Here is a 22,392-nt window from a genome sequence, read left to right as displayed (position 1 = left end):
TCAGGGGTTCAGGGTGACGACGCGGTTTTCGTGGCGGGATTGTTCGCACGCGTCGGCGATGCGGAAGGCCGCGAGCGCATCGCGGACGGTGCAGGGCACCTCACGGGTGCCCGCGGCAACCTCGGTAAAGGCGGTCAGCTCGGCCACGTACGCCGGCTGGAAGCGGTCCATGAAGGTCAGATGCGGCTTGCCGTCCGGGAAGGTGACACCGGGCTCCGCCGAGCGCAGCGCGGTGTGCTCGTCCAGTCCGACCGCGACCGAACCCAGACTGCCCAGGAGCTCCATCCGTACGTCGTGGCCCGCGCCGTTGTAGCGCGTGCCGCTGACCGCGACGAAGGTGTTGTCGTCCAGCGTGAGCAGAGCAGCCGCCGCGTCCACGTCGCCGTACTCGCCGAAGAATGCCTCGCCGCGGTTGGCACCGGTCGCGTAGACGCTGACGACCTCGCGACCGGTGACGTACCGGATGATGTCGAAGTCGTGCACGGTGCAGTCGCGGAAGAAGCCGCCGCTCTGCGGGATGTACTCGCGGTGCGGCGGGAAGGCGTCGTTGGTGTTCGCGCGGATGTGGTGGATGAAGCCGAGCTCGCCGGACCCGACCTTGGCCCGCGCAGCCTGGTAGCCGGCGTCGAAGCGACGTTGGAAGCCGATATGCACCGGTACGTCGGACGCCTCGACCAGCTCGACCACGCGCTGGGTCTCGGCGAGGTCGAGCGCGACCGGCTTCTCGCAGAACGTCGGAATGCCGGCCGCGACACCGGCCGCGATCAGCTCTGCGTGCGCCGACGTGGCGGCGGCGATGACGAAGCCGTCCAGCCCGCTCGCCAGCAGGGCCGGAACGTCCGCGGCGAACTCGACCCCGAGATCCTTCGCGACCACCTCGGCACGCCCCGGGTCGGCGTCCGCGACGACCACCTGATCCACCGCCGGCAACCCCTTCAGCGTCGCGGCGTGGAACGCCCCGATCCGCCCCACCCCGACCAACCCGATCCGCATCCCCTGCCGCCCTCTCTCGTCGTACCCGGTCAGTCGCCGGGCGCAGTCAGTCGACGGCTCCAGCATGGTCCGGCGCCGCCCGCCCGGCCAGCTTTCCGGCCCACCGAAGACGTGTCAATAGTTTGTTAGCACATTCGGACGTGCAGACATACCTACGTTGCTCGGGTACCATCCCGGCCATGCCCGCCCTGCCGATCAGCATCGATCGGACGAGCCCGGTGCCGCTCTACCACCAGCTCGCCGAGCAGCTGACCGCTGCCATCAGCGGCGGCACGCTCCGCCCCGGCGACCCGTTCGAGAACGAGATCGCGATGTCGGACCGCCTCGGCCTGTCCCGGCCGACCGTCCGCCGCGCCATCTCCGAACTGGTGAACAAGGGCCTGCTGGTGCGCCGCCGCGGCATCGGCACCACGGTCGCGAACCAGATGGTGCACCGCAAGGCCGAACTGACCAGCCTGTACGACGACCTGGTCCGGGAGGGCCGCACACCGCGGACCGACGTTCTCGCGCTCAACTGTGAGGCGTACGACGACCGGGCCGCCGAGGTGCTCGGATTGCCGCCGGGCAGCCCGCTGGTGTCGATCGTGCGGCTGCGGTACGCCGGTGACCTGCCACTCGCGATCCTCCGCAACTGGTTGCCGCCAGCAATGAATGATCTGACCGCGACCGAACTCGAGACCGACGGCCTGTACGCCGTACTCCGGGCTCGCGGGATCCGCCCGACCGTCGCCCGCCAGCGGATCGGCGCCCGCAACGCCACCGCCGAGGAACGCCGCACCCTGCACATGTCGAAGGCCGAGCCGCTGGTCACCATGACCCGCTCCGCCTACGACGCCGCCGGCTCCCCCGTCGAGTTCGGCGACCACTGCTACCGAGCCGATCAGTACTCGGTCGAGGTCCTCGTCTCCGACCGTTGATCAACGCACGATCGCCGCACCGAAAGGCGCAGCGAGCGGGACGACGAACAGCGCAACCCTCAACGACGGGTCAAGCGCACTCCAGACGTCATCCGCGACGTCCTGCCAACCACTCCCGATCCCGACGACCTCCGGATAGCCGGAGGTGATCACGTCGGCGGCAGTCCCGGCGTACGTGCTGACATGGACGGCCGTTGCCGGCGGCAACTCCCGAACGAACAGGGACGGGTGCTGCACCAACTCCTCAGCGCCAGGGACCGACCGGGCCGAGCCGACGATCACGTCGGTCCCGTCCGTCGACGCGGTCGCGAAGATCCTCGGCGTACGAATCGGCGGGTCCGGCTCATACGCGTGATCCCGCAGCGCGAGCTGCAGATCACGCCCGTCTCGACGCGCCTGCGCGAGCTCGCTCACCTGCGTGCCGTTCCCAACCACGAGCCAACCGTCGCCACGAACGGCGGCCGTGTAGTGACGGAGGTCGTCGGTAGAGGCACCCGAGACGTCCTGCACGACGACCGAGTCGTCCGACACCACCAGCTTCCGCCCCTGAGACGCCGCGGTACGCCCCGTCAACCAGTACGCCGCAAATCCCAGGCCGTCCCGGTCGCGCCCAAGCACCAACCCACGTCCCGGGTACTCCACCGCACCAACGACATCCACAAGTCCACGCACGGCGTCATCCTCGCATCGCAACGGATGACGGGCTGGGGAAATCTCGTTGCGCGCCCCGAACGGTGCACCTACCGTGAGCCGGTGACATTGGATCCGTATGGGGACGAGGAGCTCGTCGAGCTGTACGACGCCGACAACCCGGCCGGGGATGACCACGACTACTTCCGGCGGTTGGCCGACACGATCGGAGCGACCAAGGTCATCGACCTCGGCTGCGGGACAGGGCTGCTGACCAGGTCTCTGGCGAAGCCCGGACGCGTCGTCACCGGAGTCGACCCGAGCGCGACGATGCTGAATTTCGCGCGCCGGCAACCGGGAGCGGAGGCAGTGACCTGGATCGACGGCGACGCCTCGGCGATCGCGGCCACCGGAGACATCGACCTGGTCGTGAGCAGCGGCAACACGATGATGCACATCTCCAATGACGACCTCCCGTCCGCGCTGAAGTCCTGTGCCGGCGCCCTGCGGCCCGACGGCGTGATCACCTTCGAGAGCCGCAACCCGGCCACGCGTGCCTGGGAGGGTTGGACCAGGGAAGCGACGTACGGCGAACGCGACACGCAAGTGGGTCACCTGCGCGAATGGGTCGAGGTGACCGAGGTGGACGGCGGGCGGGTGGTGTTCGACGCACACAACCTGTTCGACGACGGCCGCGATGCCGTCTACACGACCACCCTCTACTTCCGCACCGCCGAGGAAATCACCGCCGCCCTCGAGGACGCCGGCTTCGGCGCCGTCACCGTCCTAGGTGGCTGGCACAGCGAGCCCGCAACCACGGACTCCCGCCTCCTCGTCTTCCACGCCACCAAGCACTAGCTCCCAATCCACAGGACGGCGCGGCCGGCAGCTAGCCGGACGGGGATCGTCCGGCTAGCTGGCGAAACTCAGGCCTGGTTGGCGAGGAGGGTTCGGACCAGGCGGAGGCCTACGGAGAGGTGGGCCAGTTCCGGGCCTTCGGTCTCCACGATTTCCTCGAGCATGGTGGCGGCTCGGGACAGGGCTGCCTCGTTCTGGTCCTGCCAGGTGATGACGCGGTCCTCGGGATCGTCGGTGGCGTCCGTGGTGGCGAGGACCTGGCGGGTCAGGCGGGCGTGGACGGCGTGCAGGTCGTCGCGCAGCGCGGCCCGGGCCATCGTCTGCCAGCGGTCGGTGCGGGGCAGGTTGATGATCCGCTCCAGGAAGCGACCCAGTTGCAGCCGCTCACCGAGGGCGAAGTGGACCTTGGCGACCTCGAGGATGTCGAGGTCGTCGCGGGACGCCGTCTCGACCACGCCCAGTCCGGCGTACGCCGGGGGCAGCACCGCGATCCGGGTGGCGAACTCGGACGAAACCCCCTTCTGTACAAGGGCTTCCCGCCGCTGCTCGAACAGCGCCAGCTCGCGACCCCGCAAGATGTCCGGCAGCGCAGCGGTCAGCTTCGCGATCCCCGGCCCGAAGAACTCGACCAGTTCCTCGATGTCCACCGGTGGCCGCTGGCTGCTGACCAGCCACCGCGTAGCCCGCTCGACCAGCGTGCGGGTCTCGAGCCGCATGTGCGTCTGCGTCCCCGCGTCGACGATGTTGTCGAGCGCGGCGTTCCCGGACAGCAGCTCAGGCTGCCCAAAGATCCGGGACGCGGCGAGGTTGGCGCGGACGACGTCCTCGACCGTACCGCCGGTCTCCAGCGAGAGCCGGTGGTACGCCGTGATGCCGGACGTGTTGACGAACTCGTTCACCACCTGGGTGGTGATGATCTCGCGCCGCAGCTGGTGGGACTGGATCTGCTCGGCGAACCGCTCCTGGATCGCCTTCGGGAAGTAGCTGGCCAGCTTGTGCGCCAGGTACTGATCGTCCGGCAACGAGGTCTTCAGCAACTCGGCCTCGAGCACGATCTTCGTGTACGCAATCAGCACCGACAGCTCAGGTGAGGTCAGCCCGCGCCCCTCGGCCTTGCGCCGCTTGAACTCGGCGACGCTCGGCAGGAACTCCAGCTCCCGGTTCAACAGTCCTTGCTTCTCCAGCCGCCGTACCCAGTCCTGGTGGACGTGCATCAGGGCCGGCGCCTGCGCGACCCCGTTGGCCAGCGCGACGTTCTGCCGGTAGTTGCTCTTCAGCACCAGCCCGGCGACCTCGTCGGTCATCGAGGCGATGATGTCGTTGCGCTGCTTCTCGGTCAGGTCGCCGTCGGCAACCACCTTGTCCAGCAGGATCTTGATGTTCACCTCGTGGTCGGAGGTGTCGACGCCGGCCACGTTGTCGATGAAGTCGGTGTTGATCCGCCCGCCGCCCGCGGCGTACTCGATCCGGCCCAGCTGGGTGAAGCCGAGGTTGCCGCCCTCGCCGACCGCGCGGGCGCGCAGTTCGCCGCCGTTGATCCGGATCGCGTCGTTCGCCTTGTCGCCGACGTCTGCGTTCGACTCGCTCGACGCCTTCACGTAGGTGCCGATGCCGCCGTTCCAGAACAGGTCGACCGGCGCCTTCAGGATCGCGTTCATCAGCTCGGCCGGCGTCAGTGTCGCCGGGCTGCCCTCCAGGCCGAGCACCTCGCGGACCTCGGCCGAGATCGGGATCGCCTTGTCGGTCCGCGGGTAGATGCCGCCGCCCTCGGAGATCAGGCCCGAGTCGTAGTCGGCCCAGGACGACCGCGGCAGGTCGAACAGCCGCCGCCGCTCCAGGTACGACTTGGCCGCATCCGGTGCCGGGTCGAGGAAGATGTGCCGGTGGTCGAACGCCGCGACCAGCCGGATGTGTTCGGAGGCCAGCATCCCGTTGCCGAACACGTCTCCGGACATGTCGCCGACGCCGACGACGCTGAAGTCCTCGTTCTGGCAGTCGTGGCCCATCTCGCGGAAGTGCCGCTTGACCGACTCCCAGGCTCCGCGCGCGGTGATGCCCATCGCCTTGTGGTCGTACCCGACCGAGCCGCCGGACGCGAACGCGTCACCCAGCCAGAAGCCGTACTGCTTCGCGACCCCGTTCGCGATGTCCGAGAACGTCGCCGTGCCCTTGTCCGCGGCAACGACCAGGTAGGCGTCGTCACCGTCGTACCGGACCACGTCCCGCGGCGCAACGATGTCACCGGCAACGATGTTGTCGGTGATGTCGAGCAGCCCGGAGATGAACGTCTTGTACGACGCGATGCCCTCGGCCAGCCAGGCGTCGCGGTCCACCGTCGGATCGGGCAGCTTCTTGGCGTAGAACCCGCCCTTCGCGCCGACCGGCACGATCACCGAGTTCTTCACCATCTGCGCCTTGACCAGACCGAGCACCTCGGTGCGGAAGTCCTCGCGCCGGTCGGACCAGCGCAGCCCGCCGCGGGCCACTGCGCCGAAGCGCAGGTGCACACCTTCGACCTGGGGCGAGTACACGAAGATCTCGTACGCCGGCCGCGGCTGCGGCAGATCCGGGATCGCCTTCGGCTCCAGCTTCAGCGAGATGTAGTCACGTGGCTCGCCGTCGGCGATCCGGGGCTGGAAGTAGTTCGTCCGCAGCGTCGCCTTGATCACGGTCAGGTACGAGCGCAGGATCCGGTCCTCGTCCAGGCTCTGCACCGTGTCCAGCGCGGCCAGGATCTCCTTCTCCAGCTGGGCTGTCTGGGCGATCCGGTCCGGGTCGTCGCCTGCACCGCGGGCGGGGTCGAAGCTGACCTCGAACAGCTGGACGAGCAGGCCGGCGACGTCCACGTGGTTCAGGAACGTGTTCTGGATGTAGTCCTGGCTGAACGGCGTACCGCCCTGCCGGATGTACCGCTGGTACGCCCGCAGGATCGACACCTGACGCCAGCTCAGGTTTCCGCGCAGGACCAGCGCGTTCAGCTTGTCGGACTCGGCCCGGCCCTGCCAGACCGCCTGGAAGGTGTCGGAGAAGAGCTTGCGCAGCTCCTCGCGCTCGTCGGTCTTCTCCGGCGCCTTCAGCCCGAAGTCGTAGATGTACACCGTCGCGTCGCCGCGCCGGATCTCGTACGGGCGCTCGTCGATGACCTCGACACCCATATGGGTCAGGTGCGGCAGCACCTGCGACAGCGACAGCGCTGATCCGGTCCGGTAGACCTTGAAGCGGCGTTCGCCCTCCCACTCCTCGTCCAGCGGACTATAGAGCGACATCGCCAGCCCGTTGTCGGGCGGCAGCGACTCCAGGACGGTCACGTCCTTGACGGCGACCCGGGCGTCGAAGTCCTCCTTGTACGCCTCCGGGAAGGCGCCGGCGTACCGGCGGGCCAGCTGCGTCACGGCACCGTCGCCACCCTGCGCGTGCAGGGCCGCGGTGAAGTCGTCCTCCCAGGCGCGGGTCGCCTCGACCACCTTCTGCTCGAGCAGCTCGGCGTCGAACTCCCCCACGGTCTCGCCCTGCTTCATCCGGACGACGAAGTGGACGCGGGCCAGCACGGACTCGGTCACGTACGCCGCGTAGGTGACGGACTCGGCGCCGATGGCGTCCTTGAGGATCTGCTGCATCCGCAGCCGGACGGCAGTGGTGTAGCGGTCACGCGGCAGGTACACCAGGCAGGACAGGTAGCGGTTGTAGACGTCGCGCCGTACGAACAGCTTGACGGCACGCCGCTCCTGCAGGTGCAGCACCGACTGCACGATCGGCAGCAGGTCCTCCACCGGCGCCTGCAGCAACTCGTCGCGCGGGTACGTCTCCAGTACGTCGAGCAGACCCTTGCCACTGTGGCTGTTCGGGTCGAAGCCGGTCAGCCGGAACAGCTCCAGCGCCTTGCGCCGCAGCACCGGCACCTGCATGACGCTCTCGGTGTACGCCGTCGACGACAGCAGACCGATGAACCGGCGCTCCAGCACCGGATCGCCGTTCGCGTCGAACTGCTTGATGCCGACATAGTCCAGGTACGTCGACCGGTGCACGGTGGACCGCGAGTTCGCCTTGGTCAGGATCAGCAGCTTGCGCTCACGGGCCTTCGCGCTCACCTCGGGCGGGAGCTTGCCGGAGTTCGGCTTCGGGTCGGGCCGGAGGATGCCCAGCCCGGTCCCGGGACGGCCGCGCAGGATGCCCTGCTCGCCCTCCATGGTGAAGTCGTACTCGCGGTAGCCGAGGAAGGTGAAGTGCTCGTCGGCCAGCCACTCCAGCAGCTCCCTGGCCTCCTCCACCTCGTTCTCGCCCACCGGCAGATCGGCCGCGTTCAGCTCCTCGGCGATGGAGACCGCCTTCTCGTGCATCTTCGGCCAGTCCTCGACCGCCTCGCGCACGTCGTGCAGCACCGTCTGCAGCGCCTGCTCCAGGGCCCGGTGCTCGGCGACGTCGGCGATCCGCTCGATCTCCAGGTGCATCCAGCTCTCCCGGACCAGATCGTGCGCGTCCGAGGGCTCGGTGTCGTCCAGGACCTCCTGCAGCGTGCCGGCGACGTCCCGCCGGACCACGAACTGGGGGTGGATCAGCAGCTGCAACTCGAGGTTGTGGTCGGTGATCGCCATCGAGGCGCTGTCCACCAGGAACGGCATGTCGTCGACGACGATCTCGACCACGGTCCGGCCGTCCGCGGACCAGCCGTGTTCCTCCAGGGTCGGCGTGAAGACGTGAACCTTCGCCGTACCCTGCGGCCGCGACGCCGCGGTCTTGTAATGGTGCCGTGCGGCGCCCAGACAGTCGGTCGGCTGGCGTTCGGCCACATCCTCGGCGGCGACGTAGCGGTAGTAGCGCTCGAGGAACGTCCTCAGCTTCGCCGGATCCACCGATTTGTCGTGCCCATGTGTTCCCGCAGCCACCGCCTTGGCGAGAACTTCCGCCTTCTGGACGTCCAGCTTGCTCTGCATTCCCCACCGTCTCCACGCGTGCCTCGGCGCCGTTTCGCGCCGGACCGCACGACATTGTGCGATCACTCAGAGACTAGTCCACCTTTGTCACTGGTGTGATGTCGGGACGGGCCTGTCCAGAGCCTTGTGGATCACACTTCACGGATCGGTTGCGTCGCGTATTTCACCTGTCAGCAAAGCGCAACGCCAGGGCCGGGCAGGCGAGGATCGCGCGGCGTACCTCCGGCACAGCACCGGCGGTGACCTCCCGTCCGCGCAGTACCGGGAAGCCCCACTCGTCGAGGACGGCGTCGTCCGGCAACAGGGTGGCGCAGAGGCCGTGCCCGTCGCAGCGCGTCCAGTCGATCTCCAGTCTATTCACCACTCGCCTCCAGGCACCGGTAGGACTCCGCGGACCGGCCGGCCGCAGCCGCCGTCTCCGCCGAGGTGAAGCCGTACGTCCTCGCCGAACACCTCCAGCGCCGACGCCAGGAACCGCGCCGAGCCGTCCGGATGCGCGCACGCGCCACGCCCCGGCACCAGACCCAGGTGACGGTGGGCGTCGTGCCAGCCGGTCGCCTCGCCGCGCACCAACCTGCCGAAGTCGTCGACCAGAGCCGCGAGGCCGAACACGCAGGGCCCGCACTGCCCGGCTGACTGACTCGACAGCCAGCCCGCGACCCGGTGCACCTCACCGAGGGGGCAGGTGTCCGACCCGAGCGCCAGGACGATCCCCGCCGACGCCTCCGGTCGCTGCAGCGTCAGGCCGTCGGTCCGCGCGAGCCAGCGGCCGTGGTACCCACCCAGCAGCACCGGACCGGGGTCTGCACCAGCGAACTGCAGGACGGTGTCCAGCGGCACACCGGTCGGCGTCTCGATCACGCCCGGCTGACGCACGGCGCCGTCGATCGTCAGCAATTGCGTCCCGGGCTCACTGATCAGTCCGGTGCTGCTGAACCCTCTCGACCCCAGTCGCGCGAGTACGGCGAGTTGCGCGAACGTCTCCACGTTCGACAGGAACGTCGGCCGCCGGTGATACCCCTTCCGCGTCGGCAACACCCTCCGCCCCGGCGGTACGGCGGGACCACCTTCCAACGCACTCAGCACCGCACGGGCCTCACCTGCGACAAAGCGGCCAGGTGTGTCGCTCACCTCGATCGCCACACCGTCGTCGCGTTCCACGATCGCCTCCCGAACGGAGGTCGCCGCGGTCGCATCATGTACGGCGATCAGCACGTGGGGCGCACCGAGTGCGCGGGCCAGGCCGACTGCACCGTCCAGGACCAGGTGCGGCGCGACTGTCAGGAGTAAACGGTCTTTGCGGCTCGCCGGCTCGCTCTCCGAACCGTTGACGACGACAGCCTCGATGCCGCGCGCCGGGAGGTCAGCCAGCTTCAGCGCGACCGGGAACGCCGCACCGCCGCGTCCTCTGAGGCCGACGGACTCGGCCAACCGCGTGTAGGTCTCGCGGGTGAGGTCCGGCTGAGTCCCATGGGCCCAGTGATGGCGCTGCCGGTCCAAGCGATGGTGGTCGAAGCCCGCCAGCAACCGTGGCTCGCCGATGACCCGCACCCGGGTGTCTTGCAAGGTCGTCATCGTGTTCTCCCGGCTCGTGCGAGGTTCAGCGGCGTACTGGCACGTGCCGCCTGGCTGCGAGCGCGGTACGCACCCGCTGCGGCGACTGCGCCGAGGCAGCCGAGGGTGATGGCGAGCATCCAAGGGGTGCCGCGGTCGGTGCCGGCCAGCAGCGAGTGCCCGATGGACAGCACCCAGCCGATGGATGCGGCGATGTGGATCGAGCGCCAGTGTCTGGTGATGGTCTCCGACTTCGAGAGGCGGCCGCGGGCGGCTCCGACGACTGCGGCGAGCACCAGCCCGTACAGCGCGAGTACTCCGACGACCATGGCGAAGGGGCGGTAGCCGGAGCCGAACGGCCACACCAGGACGCCCGGACTGATGTCGACGTAGGCGTCGGCGATGACCGCGATGACATGCGTCGTCAGCAGGACCAGACCGGTGGCTGCCGCCGAGCGGTGCACGTACTGCAGCCAGAACCGGCGGCCCGGATCACGACTGCCCGAGGTCAGGATGCCGAGCGACGCCGACACCGTGAACATGACCATGGCGACGAGTCCCGCGGCGCGGGCGAGGTACCAGAGCGTCATCAGGCTGCCTCGCTCGACGCCGGCCAACCGGACAGCTCAGTGACCTCGCCGATGTCGTCGATCAGCCGGGCCGGGTGACCGGCCAGAGTCAGCCGCCCGAGAGCGGCCTCCCCTGTCGCGACCAGCGCCGTACTGAAGGTGTTGGCCCGTACTGCGGTCGGCGCCCAGACCGATGCGGTTCGCCACTGACCGTCCGCGGGCTTGCCGGTGCGGGGGTCGATGAGGTGGTGTGCGTATCCGGTCGGCGTCTGCCAGCGCCGTACTGTCCGGGTAGAGGTCGTCAGGCCGCCGTGAGCGAGGGTGACGAGTACGCCGGGGTCACCGGCGCGCTCGGCGACCGTGATGACCCAGGGCTTGACCGGATCGCCGGCGGCACGGAGGTCTCCACCGATCTCGACCAGGACTGCGCAGCCATAGCGCTTGCTGAGCACCAGGGCGGCCCGGTCGGCGGTCCACGCCTTGGCGATCGCGCCCAGGTCCAGAGCACAGTCCTTCGGTACGCCGAGCAACGCGAGCTTCCGGTTGAGCTCGACCTGCTGCCAGCCGGGGACCGGTTTCGGGTCGGCCGGTGGCTCCGGGAACCGCCGCCGTACCGCCTCGATGTCGTCGTTGTAGCCGGCCGCGATCACCGCGGCGCCTACCGTCGGGTCGACCGCGCCACCGCTCATCGACGCCGCGACCAGGCTCACGTCGACCAGGTCGACGAGCAGGCGCGACACCGGAACGAGGGCGCCGGCGCGGGAGTTGACGATCGAGAGCTCGGAGTCCGGGCGGAACCGGCTGGCGGCCTTGTCGACGCGATCCATCAGCGCCTTCAGCTCACCACAGGCAGCACCGAGAACGGCTGGTTCGTTGACGGTCAGGCGGACGGCGCAGCTCCATGCGGTCCAGGTACGCGAGGCACTCATGATCCGTTGCTCCCGCCCTGCGACGTCGAGCCAGACGGGGCCGAGCCGAGACCACTCGAGCCGCTGTCGTCGGAGCTGGAACCACCGCTGCTGGAACCATCGCTGCTGCTGGTCGAACCTGAGCCGGAGTTGGTGGAGCCCACGGTCGTGCCGGTGCTGCCACTGTCGGCCTGCCGTGCGGACACGATCGCGACGGACAGCCCGGTGCCGCCGATACCGAGGACCGCTGTCGCGATCGCGGCCGCGGACGCCCGGCGCAGCCAGCGCCGGCGGGCTGAGTGGGACTCTTCGAACGCCTCTGTGGTGACCATGCCGCCAGCCTCGCGGCAGGCTCGTCAGCCGCACTCCAAGAGACCGTCAAGCCAGCATCAAGTTCTGCTGAGAGCTCCCTGACAAGCCCTCTCAGGTCAGCAGTTCCCGCTCACCTCGGGTGGGCAGTCGTTGCCCTCGTGCTTGCGGATGGTGTCGACGATCTCGTCCGACACCTCGCCCAGCACGGCCAGCCGGTCAGGCCCGAAGACGTCGACGAAGAACTCGCGGATCCGGGCCGCGTGGGCCGGCGCACAGGCCTCGATCGCCGCCATCCCCTCCGCGGTGATCGCGATCTCCGGGTACCGGGAGTCGCAGGCCACCTTCTGGATCAGGCCGCGCTTCTCCATCCGGGTCAGGTGGTGCGACATCCGGCTCTTCTCCCACTGGGTCGCCCGGCCCAGCTCGAACGCCCGCATCCGCCCGGTCTTCGACTCCGACAGATTCACCAGGATCTCGAAGTCCGACTTGGACAGGCCGTACTCACGCTGGAGATGACGCTCCATGTGCGTCTCCAGCGTCTTGTGCATCAGCAGGTAGCTGCGCCACGCCTTCTGCTCGTCGTCGTCGAGCCACGGTCCCTTGCCCACGACGACCATGGTACCCGACCGGGTTGACACATCAACCAAGCGCGCTACGATCGGTCGTGTTGACACATCAACCTAAGCACTGGGGAGTTCGATATGACTGAGCAGAAGCTGATCGCCGTGGTCGGAGCCACCGGGGCCCAGGGCGGCGGACTGGCCCGCGCGATCCTGGCCGATCCGTCCGGCGAGTTCGGCGTACGGGCGCTGACCCGCAACCCGGAGTCCGCCAAGGCGAAGGAGCTGGCGGCGGCCGGCGCCGAGGTGGTCGCGGCCGACCTGGACGACGAGGCGAGCGTGCGGGCGGCCTTCGAGGGCGTGTACGGCGCCTTCGTGGTGACGAACTACTGGGTCGACCGCACCCCCGAGGAGGAGGCGGCCCGGACCCGGGCGGAGATGGAGCTCCAGCAGGCCGGCATCGCCGCGACCGCCGCGAAGGACGCCGGCGTCGCGCACGTGATCTGGTCGACGCTCGAGGACACCAGGCCGTTCTTCGGCGATCGCGACGACGTACCGAGCCTGGACGGCGGGCGCTACAAGGTGCCGCACTTCGACGCGAAGGGCGAAGCGGACGAGCTGTTCACGAAGTACGGCGTACCGACGACGTTCCTGCGGACCACGTTCTACTTCGATGCCTTCATCAACGGAATGCCGCCGGCCCGCGGCGAGGACGGCAAGCTGACCATCTCGATGCCGATGGCGGACCGGCTGCTGTCCGGGATCGCGTCCGACGACATCGGCCGGACCGCGCTGGCGATCCTCAAGCGTGGCACGGAGTTCATCGGCGAGACCGTGAGCATCGCCGGCGACCACCTCACCGGCAAGGAGTACGCCGCCGCCCTGTCCGACGTACTCGGCGAGGAGGTCGTCTACCAGTCACCGACCTGGGAGGACTACCGCGCCCTCCCGTTCCCGCTGGCCATCGAGTTCAGCAACATGTTCCAGTTCTACGCCGAAGACGCCGACCGCTTCACCGGCGACCGCGACCTGGCCAAGGTCCGCGAACTCCACCCCGAGGTCCAGTCCTTCGCAACATGGCTCAAAACCCACAAGAACGACCTCAAACCCGCCCAAAACTGACATGCGGCGACGGCGGCTCGGACCCTGCCCCAAGCCGCCGCTGCCCTCCTCGATCCACACCCACCAACTCCCGACCCTGCCCACCGCGTGCCACCACTCCGCGGAGCAGTGACGGAACAGAATCGCCCGTCGGACCAGTACACCGTCGAAGGGCCGGGGCCTTTACAGCCCACGCGGGTGGGGCAGTGGCCGCCTCGGACGAGTTGCTGCATCACGCGACGCGATGAGCATCACGATCGTCGCGGCGATCGCGATGCCGACCCACCACACCCGGCGGTCGGGATCACCCGGGCCACCCATGAACAGCGTGATATCCAGCGCCGGCTGAGCGATCAGTGCGCCGACCCCCAGCAGCACGATCGCCGGCGCCACCAGATTCCCCGGCTCCGGCTCACCCCTGCGGGCAGTCACGGCGGCCGCAGCCAAAGCTGTCGAGACCAAGGCCACGACCTCGATCGTGAGGGCCGAGGTCGACGGGGTCGGAGACTGCCGGTTCAGCAGTACGACGACGACCGTCCAAGCCGCCGCGGCTACTGCCAATCCGGCAAACAGGGTGGGCGCCCGCCGGCGCCAGAGCCCTTGGGGCGTGGAGCTCGTTACCGCGATCGCAGCCTCGTCCAGCAGGTACGCCGTCCCCGAGGCGAGCGCCACTGCCGCCAGATGGACCACGAAGAGTGGAACGGCGTTCGACGGACCTGCCACCGACAGCAAGGCCACCGATCCGGCCGACATCACGGCGAGCAGAACCATCGGCCAGGACGTCCGCAGCAGCACGCGGGGCAGTGTGGTTGCGTGCCGTCGTACCACGCTGCTCATTGGACAGCGAGCAACGCAGCGCCGGCCGCTGCGACTGCGAGCCCGGCCGAGATGGCAAGCAGTTGGCGCCGACCGACACCGTCCCGCAGCAGCGCCGCGAGGACCGCGAGGCCGCAGAGACACAGCGCATACGCTAGGTGCCAGCGAGGTGACAGCCACTCCGCCAGCCAGGAAGACCGTAGCTGTCCGTCGACGACCAATGAGTCGCTGAAAACCTGGTATGGCGCGATGGCTGCCCAGCCGGAAGTCCACCCGTCGGCCACTGCGGTACCCACCACGAGCACCACAAGCGCGAGGAGGGCAGACCCGCGGAACGGTGCCCACCGCGCCACGGCCACACCGAGCAGCGACCCACCGAGCGCCGCCACCGGGCCGCCCTCCACCAGTGCGGCCAGGATGTCGACAGCCGGCTCATGTCCGAACCACGACACCGGATCGCCTGCCGGGATCGCCACCGGGGGCCAGACAACGGCGGCAACGAGCGACCCCGCCATCATCGCCACTGCAGCACCCATTGGCACCAAGCACGCCAAGCAGAGCGAGATAGTGCGCCTGCGCTGATCGACCGGCGCAATCTCGGCGAGGTCAGGGGAACGACGCAGGGAAGTCGTCAGCCGATGGGCGACGACGAACCCGAACACGCCGAGGAAGAATGCGGGCACGACAGTGCTCTCGAGCGGCGCCGGATCTCCACCGATTGCGAACGATGCCATGAGGAGTAGGCACACCGCGACACCAAAGAGAAACAGTGGGTGCCGAGCAAACCGGCGGGAGTCGGCACGCGCAAGGGCCGCCACGGTTGACCTCGGCAGTGCGGCCGGCTCAGTGGTCCGTAGAACCGTCGTGGAACTCATCCGACTACCTCCTTCTCTGTCTCCCGCGCACGGTCGCCGACCAGCAGCAGGTAGGCGTCCTCGAGGGTCGGGTCGACCACCTCGACACCGGCCGGCGGGTCACCGACATTGCGCCACCGACCGCTCCCGATCCGCCACGCGTGCTGGGCGTCCGGATGCCTGTCGGTAGCCAGCCAGACCCGTCCGGCGGCCGAACTGATCAGGCCCTCGACGGAGCCGTCGAAATGCACACGACCCTGGTCCAGCACGATCACCCGCTCGCATAGTGCCGCAACGTCTTCGGTTTGATGGGTCGAGAGCACCAGGGTGGCGGTCTCCCCGGCCGTCGACAGGATGTCGCGCAACCGGGCGCGCTGCTGTGGATCGAGTCCGGTGGTCGGCTCGTCGAGGACCAGCAGATCCGGCCGGCCGATCAGCGCCTGGGCCAGCAGCACCCGACGGCGCTGTCCACCCGACAGCGCGTGCACCCGTTTGGTAGCGACGGCGGTGAGATCCGCGAGACCGACAACCCGCCGTACCTCGGCATGCCGGGCCGCGCGGTCGCCCCATTCCTTGAGAATGGCCATGTAGTCGACGAACCCGAATGCGGTGAAGCCGCGCGGGAAGCCCGACTCCTGCGGCAGGTAGCCGAGCCGCCGCCGGATCGCGAGACGCCCGGCGCTGTCGGCCGGATTCTGGCCGAGCACCCGAACCTGTCCCTCATCCGCGGCAAGCGCGGTCGCGAGGATCCGTAGCAGCGTGGTTTTGCCCGCTCCATTCGGTCCGAGCAGTCCGGTCACGCCCGACGACAGTTGCAGATCAACACCCGTCAGCGCCGGAGCACGTCCGTACCGCTTGCCGAGTCCGGTGAGAACAACTGAACTCATGCCTGCCCCCTTGGCAGATCGAAGAGCCGAAAGTGCGTGAGTATGGTCGCGACGGCGGCGGCGCAGAGCACCAGCGAACCGACCTGAACTGCTGGGCCGGCCAGATCCATCGGATCGCCGATCTTCGATACCGCGATCGCGATGACGGACCAGATGGCCGCGACCGCCGCACTGGAGAACGTCGCACCGACGAACGGTGCCGCCGCCAACGACAACGACACGAAAGCAAGGCCAGGGATCAGCCAGGCGACCGCCAACCAGGCGGGACCCGGCAGTGCCAACCCGACCAGCGCAGCGACCGGGAGGGATGTGGCCAGGACTGCAGCGGTTCGCAGCAGCAGCAGCCGGCCGGCCGAGTACGGCGTCGTCACGACCAACTGGTGGGACGGGTCCGCGTCGCCGCCGTACGCGGCTGCCACTCCCATCACCGGGACCAGCGGTGCGACCAGCAAGAACATGGCGACGCCGAAACCGGTGGCGAGCAGCGCGGCTGCACCGGCGAAGAGCAGTACTGACGTCGCGCCGATCAGCCATGCGCCCCGCATGGCGGGCACCGCTACCAGCAAGCGACCGGACTCGGCCGAGACGCCAAGTTTCCGGAGGAGACGCTCGACCACGCTCGGCCGGGGCGCCTCGACGGTCTCCCTGATCGCGCTCCACACCGAGTCCAACAGGGCGGCGTCAACGAGGTGGTTCATCCGCGCACGGCAGGCTCCGCATCGCATCAGGTGGGACTCGACCGATGCGCCGAGCGCCGGCCCGGCGACTCCGTCTGCCAGTGCTCGCAGCTCAGCCTCGTCGGCGTGCCAGGTCATTGGATGCTGGGTCATGCGAGCTCCTCTCGCAGCCTCGTGCGTGCTCGTACCAGCCGCGTCTTGACGGTTCCCTGCGGGATGTTGAGCGCCCGCGCGGCCTCCCGGGTGGTCAGGCCGTCCAACACCGTCGCCTGCAGTACTACGCGTAGCTCGGGCGACAACCGTGCGAGCGCGGTGCCCAGATCGGAGTACTCGACAGTGAGCAGCGCAGTTTCTTCCGCCGAGACATCGACAGCGTCGTACAGCTTCCAGGTCGGGGTCCTCGCGGCGCGGCCGCCGGCCAGCCGGAGGCGGCTGATCAGCCGACGGATGGCTATCCCCCACAACCAGGCTGCGACATCCCCATCGCCGCGGAACTTGCCGGCGCCGTTCCAAGCCGCGACGAACGTGTCTTGCAGGACGTCCGCGACTACGTCGGTATCAGCGCACCGCCGCCGCAGCCGCGCGGAGACCCAGGCTGCGTGGCGGCCGTAGAGCAGCCTGAGCGCGGCCTCGTCGTGCTCGGACATCGCGTAGATGAGGTCGGCGTCTGTGGAGTCACAGTCAGCCATACCCTCACTGTCGCCCCTTGCGACGAGAACGGTTCGGCACCGGCGAAACTTTCTTCGGCGCAGCGTCGTCACCGAGTGTGTTGGGTCCGCAACACCGGATCGTTCAGGCGGACGGGACTTGGCCAATCGCGGGGCTGCTCGGCGTCAGCCGCGGACGCTGGCGGTGCGGCGGGGGAGGCGGCGTCGGGTTGGGGTTGGGCTACTCGGTGAACTTCTCGTGGGCGGCCATCGCCGCGCCGACGATGCCGGCGTTGTTGAGCAGCTGGGCCGGCTTCACCGGGGTGGAGATCTCGAGCAGCGGCACCCACTTGTCGGCGTGCTTACTGACCCCGCCGCCGACCACGAACAGGTCGGGGGTGAACAGGTTCTCCACGTGCCGAAGGTATCGCTGCACCCGCGTGGCCCACTGTTTGTACGACAGGCCCTCGTTGTCCTTCGCCGCCGAGGAGGCCTTCTTCTCCGCGTCGTACCCGTCCAGCTCGAGGTGACCGAGCTCGGTGTTGGGCACGAGCTGGCCGTCGAGCAGCAGCGCGCTGCCGATACCGGTGCCGAAGGTGAGCATGATGACCACGCCGTCGACGCCCTTGGCCGCGCCGAACCGGGCCTCCGCGATGCCGGCCGCGTCGGCATCGTTGAGCACGGTCACGTCGCAGTGGGTGGTGTCGGTGAGGACCTTGTCGACGTCGGTCCCGATCCAGCTCTTGTCGACGTTCGCGGCGCTCCTGGCCACCCCGTTCTTGATGACGGCCGGGAAGGTCGCACCCAGGTCACCGGTCCACCCGGCCTCCTTGACCAGCCGGGCCACGACCGCGGCGACGGGCTCCGGGGTGGACGGTTTGGGCGTCAGATACTTCACCCGCTCCGTGGCCAGGTCGCCCTTCTCCAGGTCGACGATGGCGCCTTTGATCCCGCTGCCGCCGATGTCGACCCCGAAAGCGGTCGACGTCCTCATCTTGGGCACCTGAGCTCTCCCCTCGCTCGCAGTTGCCGCACCGGGTCGGCGTCCTCGCCGACGTCGAGCAGATCGGCACGGCTGGCCACCGACGCGTATCGACCACACATACCCGCCAGCCTGCCACGCGCCCCGGACACCGTCAGCCATGCTGCCGGAATCACTCTCGTCCGGCACCTCCGCTCTGGCCCAGCAAGCAGCGATTCGCTGGTCACCGTCGAGTTCTGCGGTTACCGCGTCGCGGTGGCCAGTGCCGCGCGGATGGCGTCCTCGTCGACCGGCCGGCCCTTCTCGTTCGAGGACGGCCCGTAGGGGGTAGCCCACACCGGCGTGCCGGTCGCCTGCCGCCAACTGTCGGCCAGCGGTCCCGCGTCCACGACGCCGTACCCGATGGATTCGATGAATTCGGTCACCGCCGCCTTCGCCGGCGCGGAGTCCCCGGCGATCGGCAGGTACGAGCGGTCGGCCGCCCCCGCCGTACGGGCGAGTGACAGCAGGTGCTTGAAGAAGATGTTGTTGAACGCTTTCACGACCATGGCGTCCGGGATGTACCGCAGCAACAGCTCGCTCGAGGTGAGCGACTTGCTGTCGAGCTCGGGGATGTGTCCGTCACGCGCGGGGCTGTAGTTGCACGTGTCGATGACCGTCTTCCCGGCCAGTGGCACGGCGGGCAAGTTGGGGAACGCCTTGACCGGCACCGTGACCACGACGATGTCACCGGCCGCGGCGGCCTCCCCGCTCGTCGCTGCGGACGCTCGCGGCCCCAGTTCCACGACCGTGTCCGTGAGCGTCTCGGGACCGCGCGAGTTGCTGAGCACGACCTGGTGCCCGGCCTCGATGGCGAGTCGCGCGACGGTGATGCCGATGTTGCCGCTTCCGATGAATCCCACAGTCGTCATTGGGTTCCTTGTCCTCAGCTGGCGGAGAAGTAGTGGCCGTTGTCCAAATCGGCGAGCAGGTTGGGCTGAGCGGGTTCCCAGCCGAGGGTCCGGCGGGTGATGAGGTTGGACGCCGGATAGCTCTGCGTGACGATGTTCGTGAGGAACCCAAAGTACTCCGGCACCATCAGTACGTCCGCGGGAACGCTCACGGCGGGCAGGCCCAGACGGCTACCGATGGCCTCGGCGATCTCGCGGAGCGGGATGGCCCCCTCCCCAACCGCGTGCCAGTATCTGCCGGCCGGCCCCTTCTCCAGCGCCATGCGGAACAAGGAGGCGAGATCGCGGACGTGCACGGCGTTCCACAGGTTCGCGCCGTCTCCGGGGTAACCGACGAAGCCCTTCTCCTTCGCGAGCGCGATCAGCTGCACGAGGAAGCCGGCACGATCGGTCGTGCTGTGCGCGATGTTGGCAATCCGCACGACCGAAGACCGCACTCCCCGCTCGGCGAGACCGACTACGGCGGTTTCCACGACGTTACGAACCCGCAAGGTACCCCGGTACTCATCGCCGCTGGGTAGGGCCGGGTCCTCCTCGGTGGCCGGCCGGCCCAGGTTCCCGGGCGAGCCAATGCTCCCCGCTACGACCAGCGGCTTTCCGGTGTCCGCGAGTGCCTCGCCGTAGGCGAGCATGATCGGGAGCTCCGCGGCGGCTACGGCGTCGATCCCGCCGGACGGAAGCAGGTCCTGCCTGTGCGCGACGTGGATGACGCCGTCGGAGTCGGCGGCCGCCGCCTTGAGCCCGTCGAGATCCTCGAGGTCGCCACGACGCACCTTCGCGCCGAGCGCGGACACCGCCGCTGCAGCGGTGTCCGACCGGGCCAGGCCGGTGACCTCGTGCCCGGCGGCGATGAGCTCGAGGATGACGTACAAACCGGAATGGCCGGTCCCGCCAGCAACAAATACGCGCACTGATGCTCCTGTGAGGGTAAGCGGAGGGGGCTCGTCTCTCGTCCCGTCGATCGACTGACGGAACGTGACGAGAGAAGGAGGTGGGTGCGCTCAGTCGGAGAGGTTGACGCCGAGCGAGCCGCCCTGGGCCAGGATGTGGCCGAAGACGGTGTTGAACGCCTTCACGACGTACGCGCTCGCCGGGACGGCCTTGGCGATCTCCTGCGCACCGGAAGTGCCGTCAGGGATGACCAGCCCGGTGACATCGGCGCTGGAGGTGTTGGAGATGTCGATGATGACCTTGCCGGCCAGCGCGTCCCCGTACTGGGCGACGACCGGCAAGGCGCTGGCGTACGGCACGGCGAGGATGACGAGGTCGCCGGCCGGGGTAGTGCCGAATGTCCCGGCCGTGGCGGCGCCGCCGAGCGCGGCGGCCACTTCCTTGGTTTTGGCCGGGTCGCGGCCGATGATCTCGACTGCGTTGCCGCCGGCGAGCGCCCGGTCGGCCAGGGCCCTGGCCATGTTCCCCAGGCCGATAATGCTGATGCTGCTAATGGTGTGCCTGCTTTCTGGAGCTGGATAGAACTCACTCTGGTTCTGGGCCCTGCTATCGAATCCCGATACCGGCGAAGTCGAGCATCTGGTCAAGGCTTGCGAACACCACGAAATTCGTTGACGCCGAGGGCGAAGTCCCAGTGGCCGACCCCGTTGCCGGCGAGGCCCACCGTGACCAAGCCCACTCCTTCCAGCCAGTGCGCCATTTTCAGGCCGCCGACGTCCAGCGGGCGCAGCCCGAGGCTCTCGATGAATGCCGCCACACCCGCCTTGGCCTGCGCATTGTCGCCAGCGATGAAGACGTTGGGCCGGCCCTTCTCCAGGACATTGCGGAATATGGTGTTGAACGCCTTCACCACGCTGGCGCCGGCCGGGGCCACTTTGGCGACTTCCTGCGCGATCGAGGTCTCCTCGGTGTGGGCAAGTCCGTCGAACGTGGCGTTGAAGGGGTTGCTGATGTCGACGATGACCTTGCCCGCGAGGGCGTCTCCGTACTCGGCGACGACCGGAACGACACCGTCGTACAACAGGGCCGTGATGACGATGTCGCCTGCCGGGACGGCGCCCCACTTGCCCGTCGTCGCACCGCCGCCCAGAGCCTCGGCCAGGTCATCGGCCTTGACCTGATCGCGTCCCATGACCTCGACTGTGTTGCCGCCCGCCACCGCGAGCGTGCCGATGGTACGGGCCATGTTCCCCGTACCGATGAGGGTGATGCTGCTCATGAGGTGTGCTCTCTTCCTGTTCTCGAGGTGTCGCTCTGTCTCGTTCGTGCCAGGTCAGGCGCAGGGCATCGGCCGCGACGTTTCTGGCCAACTGCCGCGGCATTCCTGGTGTGTGGTTCAGATGGCGATGGTGCCGCCGTCGGCGACCAGTTCCAGGCCGTTGACGTAGCTGGAGTCGTCGGAGGCGAGGAACAGGGCGACGGTGGCGATCTCCTCGGGGCGGCCCATCTTTCCGCGGGGGATGAGGGACTCGAATGCGGCCTTGGTTGCGTCGTCGAACAGTTCTTCCTGTTTGGCGGTGGCGACCTGGCCGGGAGTCAGGACGTTGACCCGGATCTTGCGGTCGCGCAGTTCGTTGAGCCAGACGCGGGCCCAGGCCTGCTGAACGGCTTTGCTTCCCGCGTAGAGGCTCCAGCCGGGGAAGGCGCCGAGGGAGGCGTTGGATCCGGTCATGAAGATCGAGCCGTTGTCGTTGATCAGCGGCAGTGCCTTCTGCACGGTGAACAGGGTGCCGCGGGCGTTGAGCCAGAAGGCGCGGCGGAACTGTTCCTCGGTGATCTCCCCGAGCGCGGCGGGTTCGCCCATCCCGGCGCTGGCCCACAGCACGTCGATCGAGCCCTTCTCCCGCTTGACGGTGTCGTACAAGCGGTCCAGGTCGTCCAGTTCGGCTGCGTCACCCTGGACAGCGGTGACGTTGCGGCCGATCAGCTTGACGGCGTCGTCCAGTGCTTCCTGCCGCCGGGCCTGGATGAAGACGTGCGCTCCTGCCTCGACGAACAGTTTGGCGCCGGCCAGTGCCATGCCGGTGGATCCGCCGGTGATTACCGCTACCTTGCCATCGAGCTTTCCCACGATCACTCCGTAGAATTGATGGATATCCGAACCAGTTCGGTTCTTGTTTACGCGCCAACGCCAGCTCAGGTACTGGCGAATCCCTGCACAAAGTCCGCGTCAGCCCACCCGGAGTCGGTCGATTCGCCAAAGCCATCCGCGTGCTACAGAACTACTTAGCAACCGCAGGATGAAAAAGGTCCTCATATACCGAATTCGCCCGGGCCCCATTGACGATGCCATTG

23 protein-coding genes are annotated in these 22,392 nt (G+C 68.5%); 3 read left to right on the top strand and 20 right to left on the bottom strand.

The window, feature by feature from the left end; genetic code table 11:
- Entirely contained in the window at positions 1–1,059 is a 1,059-nt protein-coding gene (locus ACGFH6_RS22890; protein WP_393387135.1) for a Gfo/Idh/MocA family oxidoreductase, read from the bottom strand.
- A 113-nt stretch (positions 1,060–1,172) separates the two neighbouring features.
- On the opposite strand from ACGFH6_RS22890, the gene ACGFH6_RS22885 reads away from it, so the two are divergent.
- Positions 1,173–1,910: a GntR family transcriptional regulator gene (locus ACGFH6_RS22885; RefSeq protein ID WP_393387132.1), complete on the top strand. Its 738-nt coding sequence runs from the start codon at positions 1,173–1,175 to the stop codon at positions 1,908–1,910.
- Here the strand turns inward: ACGFH6_RS22885 and ACGFH6_RS22880 are convergent, their stop codons facing one another.
- Complete coding sequence (locus ACGFH6_RS22880; RefSeq protein WP_393387129.1) at positions 1,911–2,582, bottom strand: IMP cyclohydrolase; 672 nt, start codon at positions 2,580–2,582, stop codon at positions 1,911–1,913. It abuts the gene before it with no gap.
- Positions 2,583–2,663: 81 nt separating this feature from the next.
- Between ACGFH6_RS22880 and ACGFH6_RS22875 the strand changes: the two genes are divergently transcribed.
- Positions 2,664–3,398 carry a class I SAM-dependent methyltransferase gene (locus ACGFH6_RS22875; RefSeq protein ID WP_393387126.1) on the top strand — a complete coding sequence of 245 codons (735 nt, stop codon included), beginning with the start codon at positions 2,664–2,666 and terminating at the stop codon, positions 3,396–3,398.
- A gap of 68 nt (positions 3,399–3,466) precedes the next feature.
- On the opposite strand, the gene ACGFH6_RS22870 is transcribed toward ACGFH6_RS22875, so the two are convergent.
- From ACGFH6_RS22870 to ACGFH6_RS22840, 7 genes are all read right to left on the bottom strand, one after another.
- Positions 3,467–8,329, bottom strand: coding sequence for an NAD-glutamate dehydrogenase (locus tag ACGFH6_RS22870; protein ID WP_393387123.1), 4,863 nt, complete (start codon positions 8,327–8,329; stop codon positions 3,467–3,469).
- A 163-nt stretch (positions 8,330–8,492) separates the two neighbouring features.
- Positions 8,493–8,690 carry a ferredoxin gene (locus ACGFH6_RS22865; RefSeq protein ID WP_393387120.1) on the bottom strand — a complete coding sequence of 66 codons (198 nt, stop codon included), beginning with the start codon at positions 8,688–8,690 and terminating at the stop codon, positions 8,493–8,495.
- The gene (locus tag ACGFH6_RS22860; RefSeq protein ID WP_393387117.1) at positions 8,687–9,904 is read right to left on the bottom strand and encodes an NADH-ubiquinone oxidoreductase-F iron-sulfur binding region domain-containing protein; all 1,218 of its coding nucleotides are present in this window, start codon (positions 9,902–9,904) and stop codon (positions 8,687–8,689) included. Before ACGFH6_RS22860 ends, ACGFH6_RS22865 begins: the two co-directional genes overlap by 4 nt.
- Complete coding sequence (locus tag ACGFH6_RS22855; RefSeq protein ID WP_393387114.1) at positions 9,901–10,473, bottom strand: hypothetical protein; 573 nt, start codon at positions 10,471–10,473, stop codon at positions 9,901–9,903. Before ACGFH6_RS22855 ends, ACGFH6_RS22860 begins: the two co-directional genes overlap by 4 nt.
- Complete coding sequence (locus tag ACGFH6_RS22850) at positions 10,473–11,381, bottom strand: FAD:protein FMN transferase (protein ID WP_393387111.1); 909 nt, start codon at positions 11,379–11,381, stop codon at positions 10,473–10,475. Before ACGFH6_RS22850 ends, ACGFH6_RS22855 begins: the two co-directional genes overlap by 1 nt.
- Positions 11,378–11,692, bottom strand: a complete 315-nt coding sequence (locus tag ACGFH6_RS22845) for a hypothetical protein (protein WP_393387108.1) — start codon at positions 11,690–11,692, stop codon at positions 11,378–11,380. Before ACGFH6_RS22845 ends, ACGFH6_RS22850 begins: the two co-directional genes overlap by 4 nt.
- A 96-nt stretch (positions 11,693–11,788) precedes the next feature.
- A complete protein-coding gene (locus ACGFH6_RS22840; RefSeq protein ID WP_360445395.1) occupies positions 11,789–12,280 on the bottom strand; it encodes a MarR family winged helix-turn-helix transcriptional regulator in 492 nt (163 codons plus the stop codon).
- Between the two features lie 93 nt (positions 12,281–12,373).
- Between ACGFH6_RS22840 and ACGFH6_RS22835 the strand changes: the two genes are divergently transcribed.
- A complete protein-coding gene (locus tag ACGFH6_RS22835) occupies positions 12,374–13,354 on the top strand; it encodes an NmrA/HSCARG family protein (RefSeq protein ID WP_393387104.1) in 981 nt (326 codons plus the stop codon).
- Between the two features lie 162 nt (positions 13,355–13,516).
- On the opposite strand, the gene ACGFH6_RS22830 is transcribed toward ACGFH6_RS22835, so the two are convergent.
- The 11 genes from ACGFH6_RS22830 to ACGFH6_RS22780 form a co-directional block, all read right to left on the bottom strand.
- Positions 13,517–14,128: a hypothetical protein gene (locus ACGFH6_RS22830; protein ID WP_393387101.1), complete on the bottom strand. Its 612-nt coding sequence runs from the start codon at positions 14,126–14,128 to the stop codon at positions 13,517–13,519.
- A 38-nt stretch (positions 14,129–14,166) separates the two neighbouring features.
- The gene (locus ACGFH6_RS22825) at positions 14,167–14,967 is read right to left on the bottom strand and encodes a hypothetical protein (protein ID WP_393387098.1); all 801 of its coding nucleotides are present in this window, start codon (positions 14,965–14,967) and stop codon (positions 14,167–14,169) included.
- A 53-nt stretch (positions 14,968–15,020) separates the two neighbouring features.
- Entirely contained in the window at positions 15,021–15,890 is an 870-nt protein-coding gene (locus ACGFH6_RS22820) for an ATP-binding cassette domain-containing protein (protein WP_393387095.1), read from the bottom strand.
- Positions 15,887–16,720 carry a hypothetical protein gene (locus ACGFH6_RS22815; protein WP_393387092.1) on the bottom strand — a complete coding sequence of 278 codons (834 nt, stop codon included), beginning with the start codon at positions 16,718–16,720 and terminating at the stop codon, positions 15,887–15,889. The genes ACGFH6_RS22820 and ACGFH6_RS22815 overlap by 4 nt, the downstream gene beginning before the upstream one ends.
- Complete coding sequence (locus ACGFH6_RS22810; protein WP_393387090.1) at positions 16,717–17,256, bottom strand: RNA polymerase sigma factor; 540 nt, start codon at positions 17,254–17,256, stop codon at positions 16,717–16,719. Before ACGFH6_RS22810 ends, ACGFH6_RS22815 begins: the two co-directional genes overlap by 4 nt.
- Positions 17,257–17,455: 199 nt before the next feature.
- Entirely contained in the window at positions 17,456–18,208 is a 753-nt protein-coding gene (gene ppgK / locus ACGFH6_RS22805; protein ID WP_393387087.1) for a polyphosphate--glucose phosphotransferase, read from the bottom strand.
- Positions 18,209–18,438: 230 nt separating this feature from the next.
- The gene (locus tag ACGFH6_RS22800) at positions 18,439–19,107 is read right to left on the bottom strand and encodes an NADPH-dependent F420 reductase (protein WP_393387084.1); all 669 of its coding nucleotides are present in this window, start codon (positions 19,105–19,107) and stop codon (positions 18,439–18,441) included.
- A gap of 14 nt (positions 19,108–19,121) precedes the next feature.
- A complete protein-coding gene (locus ACGFH6_RS22795) occupies positions 19,122–20,057 on the bottom strand; it encodes an SDR family oxidoreductase (RefSeq protein WP_393387082.1) in 936 nt (311 codons plus the stop codon).
- Positions 20,058–20,147: 90 nt separating this feature from the next.
- The gene (locus tag ACGFH6_RS22790; protein ID WP_393387080.1) at positions 20,148–20,684 is read right to left on the bottom strand and encodes an NADPH-dependent F420 reductase; all 537 of its coding nucleotides are present in this window, start codon (positions 20,682–20,684) and stop codon (positions 20,148–20,150) included.
- Positions 20,681–21,316: an NADPH-dependent F420 reductase gene (locus ACGFH6_RS22785; protein WP_393387077.1), complete on the bottom strand. Its 636-nt coding sequence runs from the start codon at positions 21,314–21,316 to the stop codon at positions 20,681–20,683. The genes ACGFH6_RS22790 and ACGFH6_RS22785 overlap by 4 nt, the downstream gene beginning before the upstream one ends.
- Positions 21,317–21,433: 117 nt before the next feature.
- On the bottom strand, positions 21,434–22,168 hold the full coding sequence (locus tag ACGFH6_RS22780; RefSeq protein WP_393387074.1) for an SDR family NAD(P)-dependent oxidoreductase: 735 nt from the start codon (positions 22,166–22,168) through the stop codon (positions 21,434–21,436).
- Between the last annotated feature and the right edge of the window lie 224 nt (positions 22,169–22,392).

This window comes from Kribbella sp. NPDC049227, assembly GCF_043197265.1.
Taxonomy (GTDB): domain Bacteria; phylum Actinomycetota; class Actinomycetes; order Propionibacteriales; family Kribbellaceae; genus Kribbella.
The sequence above is the reverse complement of the archived record's forward strand: the minus strand, read 5'-3'. Positions and strand labels throughout refer to the sequence as shown.

Excerpts from the sequence above, each read along its gene's own strand:
- ACGFH6_RS22835 (WP_393387104.1), top strand. The coding sequence starts at position 12,374 with ATGACTGAGCAGAAGCTGATCGCCGTGGTCGGAGCCACCGGGGCCCAG.
- ACGFH6_RS22860 (WP_393387117.1), bottom strand. The coding sequence starts at position 9,904 with ATGACGACCTTGCAAGACACCCGGGTGCGGGTCATCGGCGAGCCACGG.
- ACGFH6_RS22855 (WP_393387114.1), bottom strand. The coding sequence starts at position 10,473 with ATGACGCTCTGGTACCTCGCCCGCGCCGCGGGACTCGTCGCCATGGTC.
- ACGFH6_RS22820 (WP_393387095.1), bottom strand. The coding sequence starts at position 15,890 with ATGAGTTCAGTTGTTCTCACCGGACTCGGCAAGCGGTACGGACGTGCT.
- ACGFH6_RS22870 (WP_393387123.1), bottom strand. The coding sequence starts at position 8,329 with ATGCAGAGCAAGCTGGACGTCCAGAAGGCGGAAGTTCTCGCCAAGGCG.
- ACGFH6_RS22785 (WP_393387077.1), bottom strand. The coding sequence starts at position 21,316 with ATGAGCAGCATCACCCTCATCGGTACGGGGAACATGGCCCGTACCATC.
- ACGFH6_RS22890 (WP_393387135.1), bottom strand. The coding sequence starts at position 1,059 with ATGCTGGAGCCGTCGACTGACTGCGCCCGGCGACTGACCGGGTACGAC.
- ACGFH6_RS22850 (WP_393387111.1), bottom strand. The coding sequence starts at position 11,381 with ATGAGTGCCTCGCGTACCTGGACCGCATGGAGCTGCGCCGTCCGCCTG.
- ACGFH6_RS22845 (WP_393387108.1), bottom strand. The coding sequence starts at position 11,692 with ATGGTCACCACAGAGGCGTTCGAAGAGTCCCACTCAGCCCGCCGGCGC.
- ACGFH6_RS22800 (WP_393387084.1), bottom strand. The coding sequence starts at position 19,107 with ATGACGACTGTGGGATTCATCGGAAGCGGCAACATCGGCATCACCGTC.
- ppgK (WP_393387087.1), bottom strand. The coding sequence starts at position 18,208 with ATGAGGACGTCGACCGCTTTCGGGGTCGACATCGGCGGCAGCGGGATC.
- ACGFH6_RS22810 (WP_393387090.1), bottom strand. The coding sequence starts at position 17,256 with ATGGCTGACTGTGACTCCACAGACGCCGACCTCATCTACGCGATGTCC.
- ACGFH6_RS22885 (WP_393387132.1), top strand. The coding sequence starts at position 1,173 with ATGCCCGCCCTGCCGATCAGCATCGATCGGACGAGCCCGGTGCCGCTC.
- ACGFH6_RS22815 (WP_393387092.1), bottom strand. The coding sequence starts at position 16,720 with ATGACCCAGCATCCAATGACCTGGCACGCCGACGAGGCTGAGCTGCGA.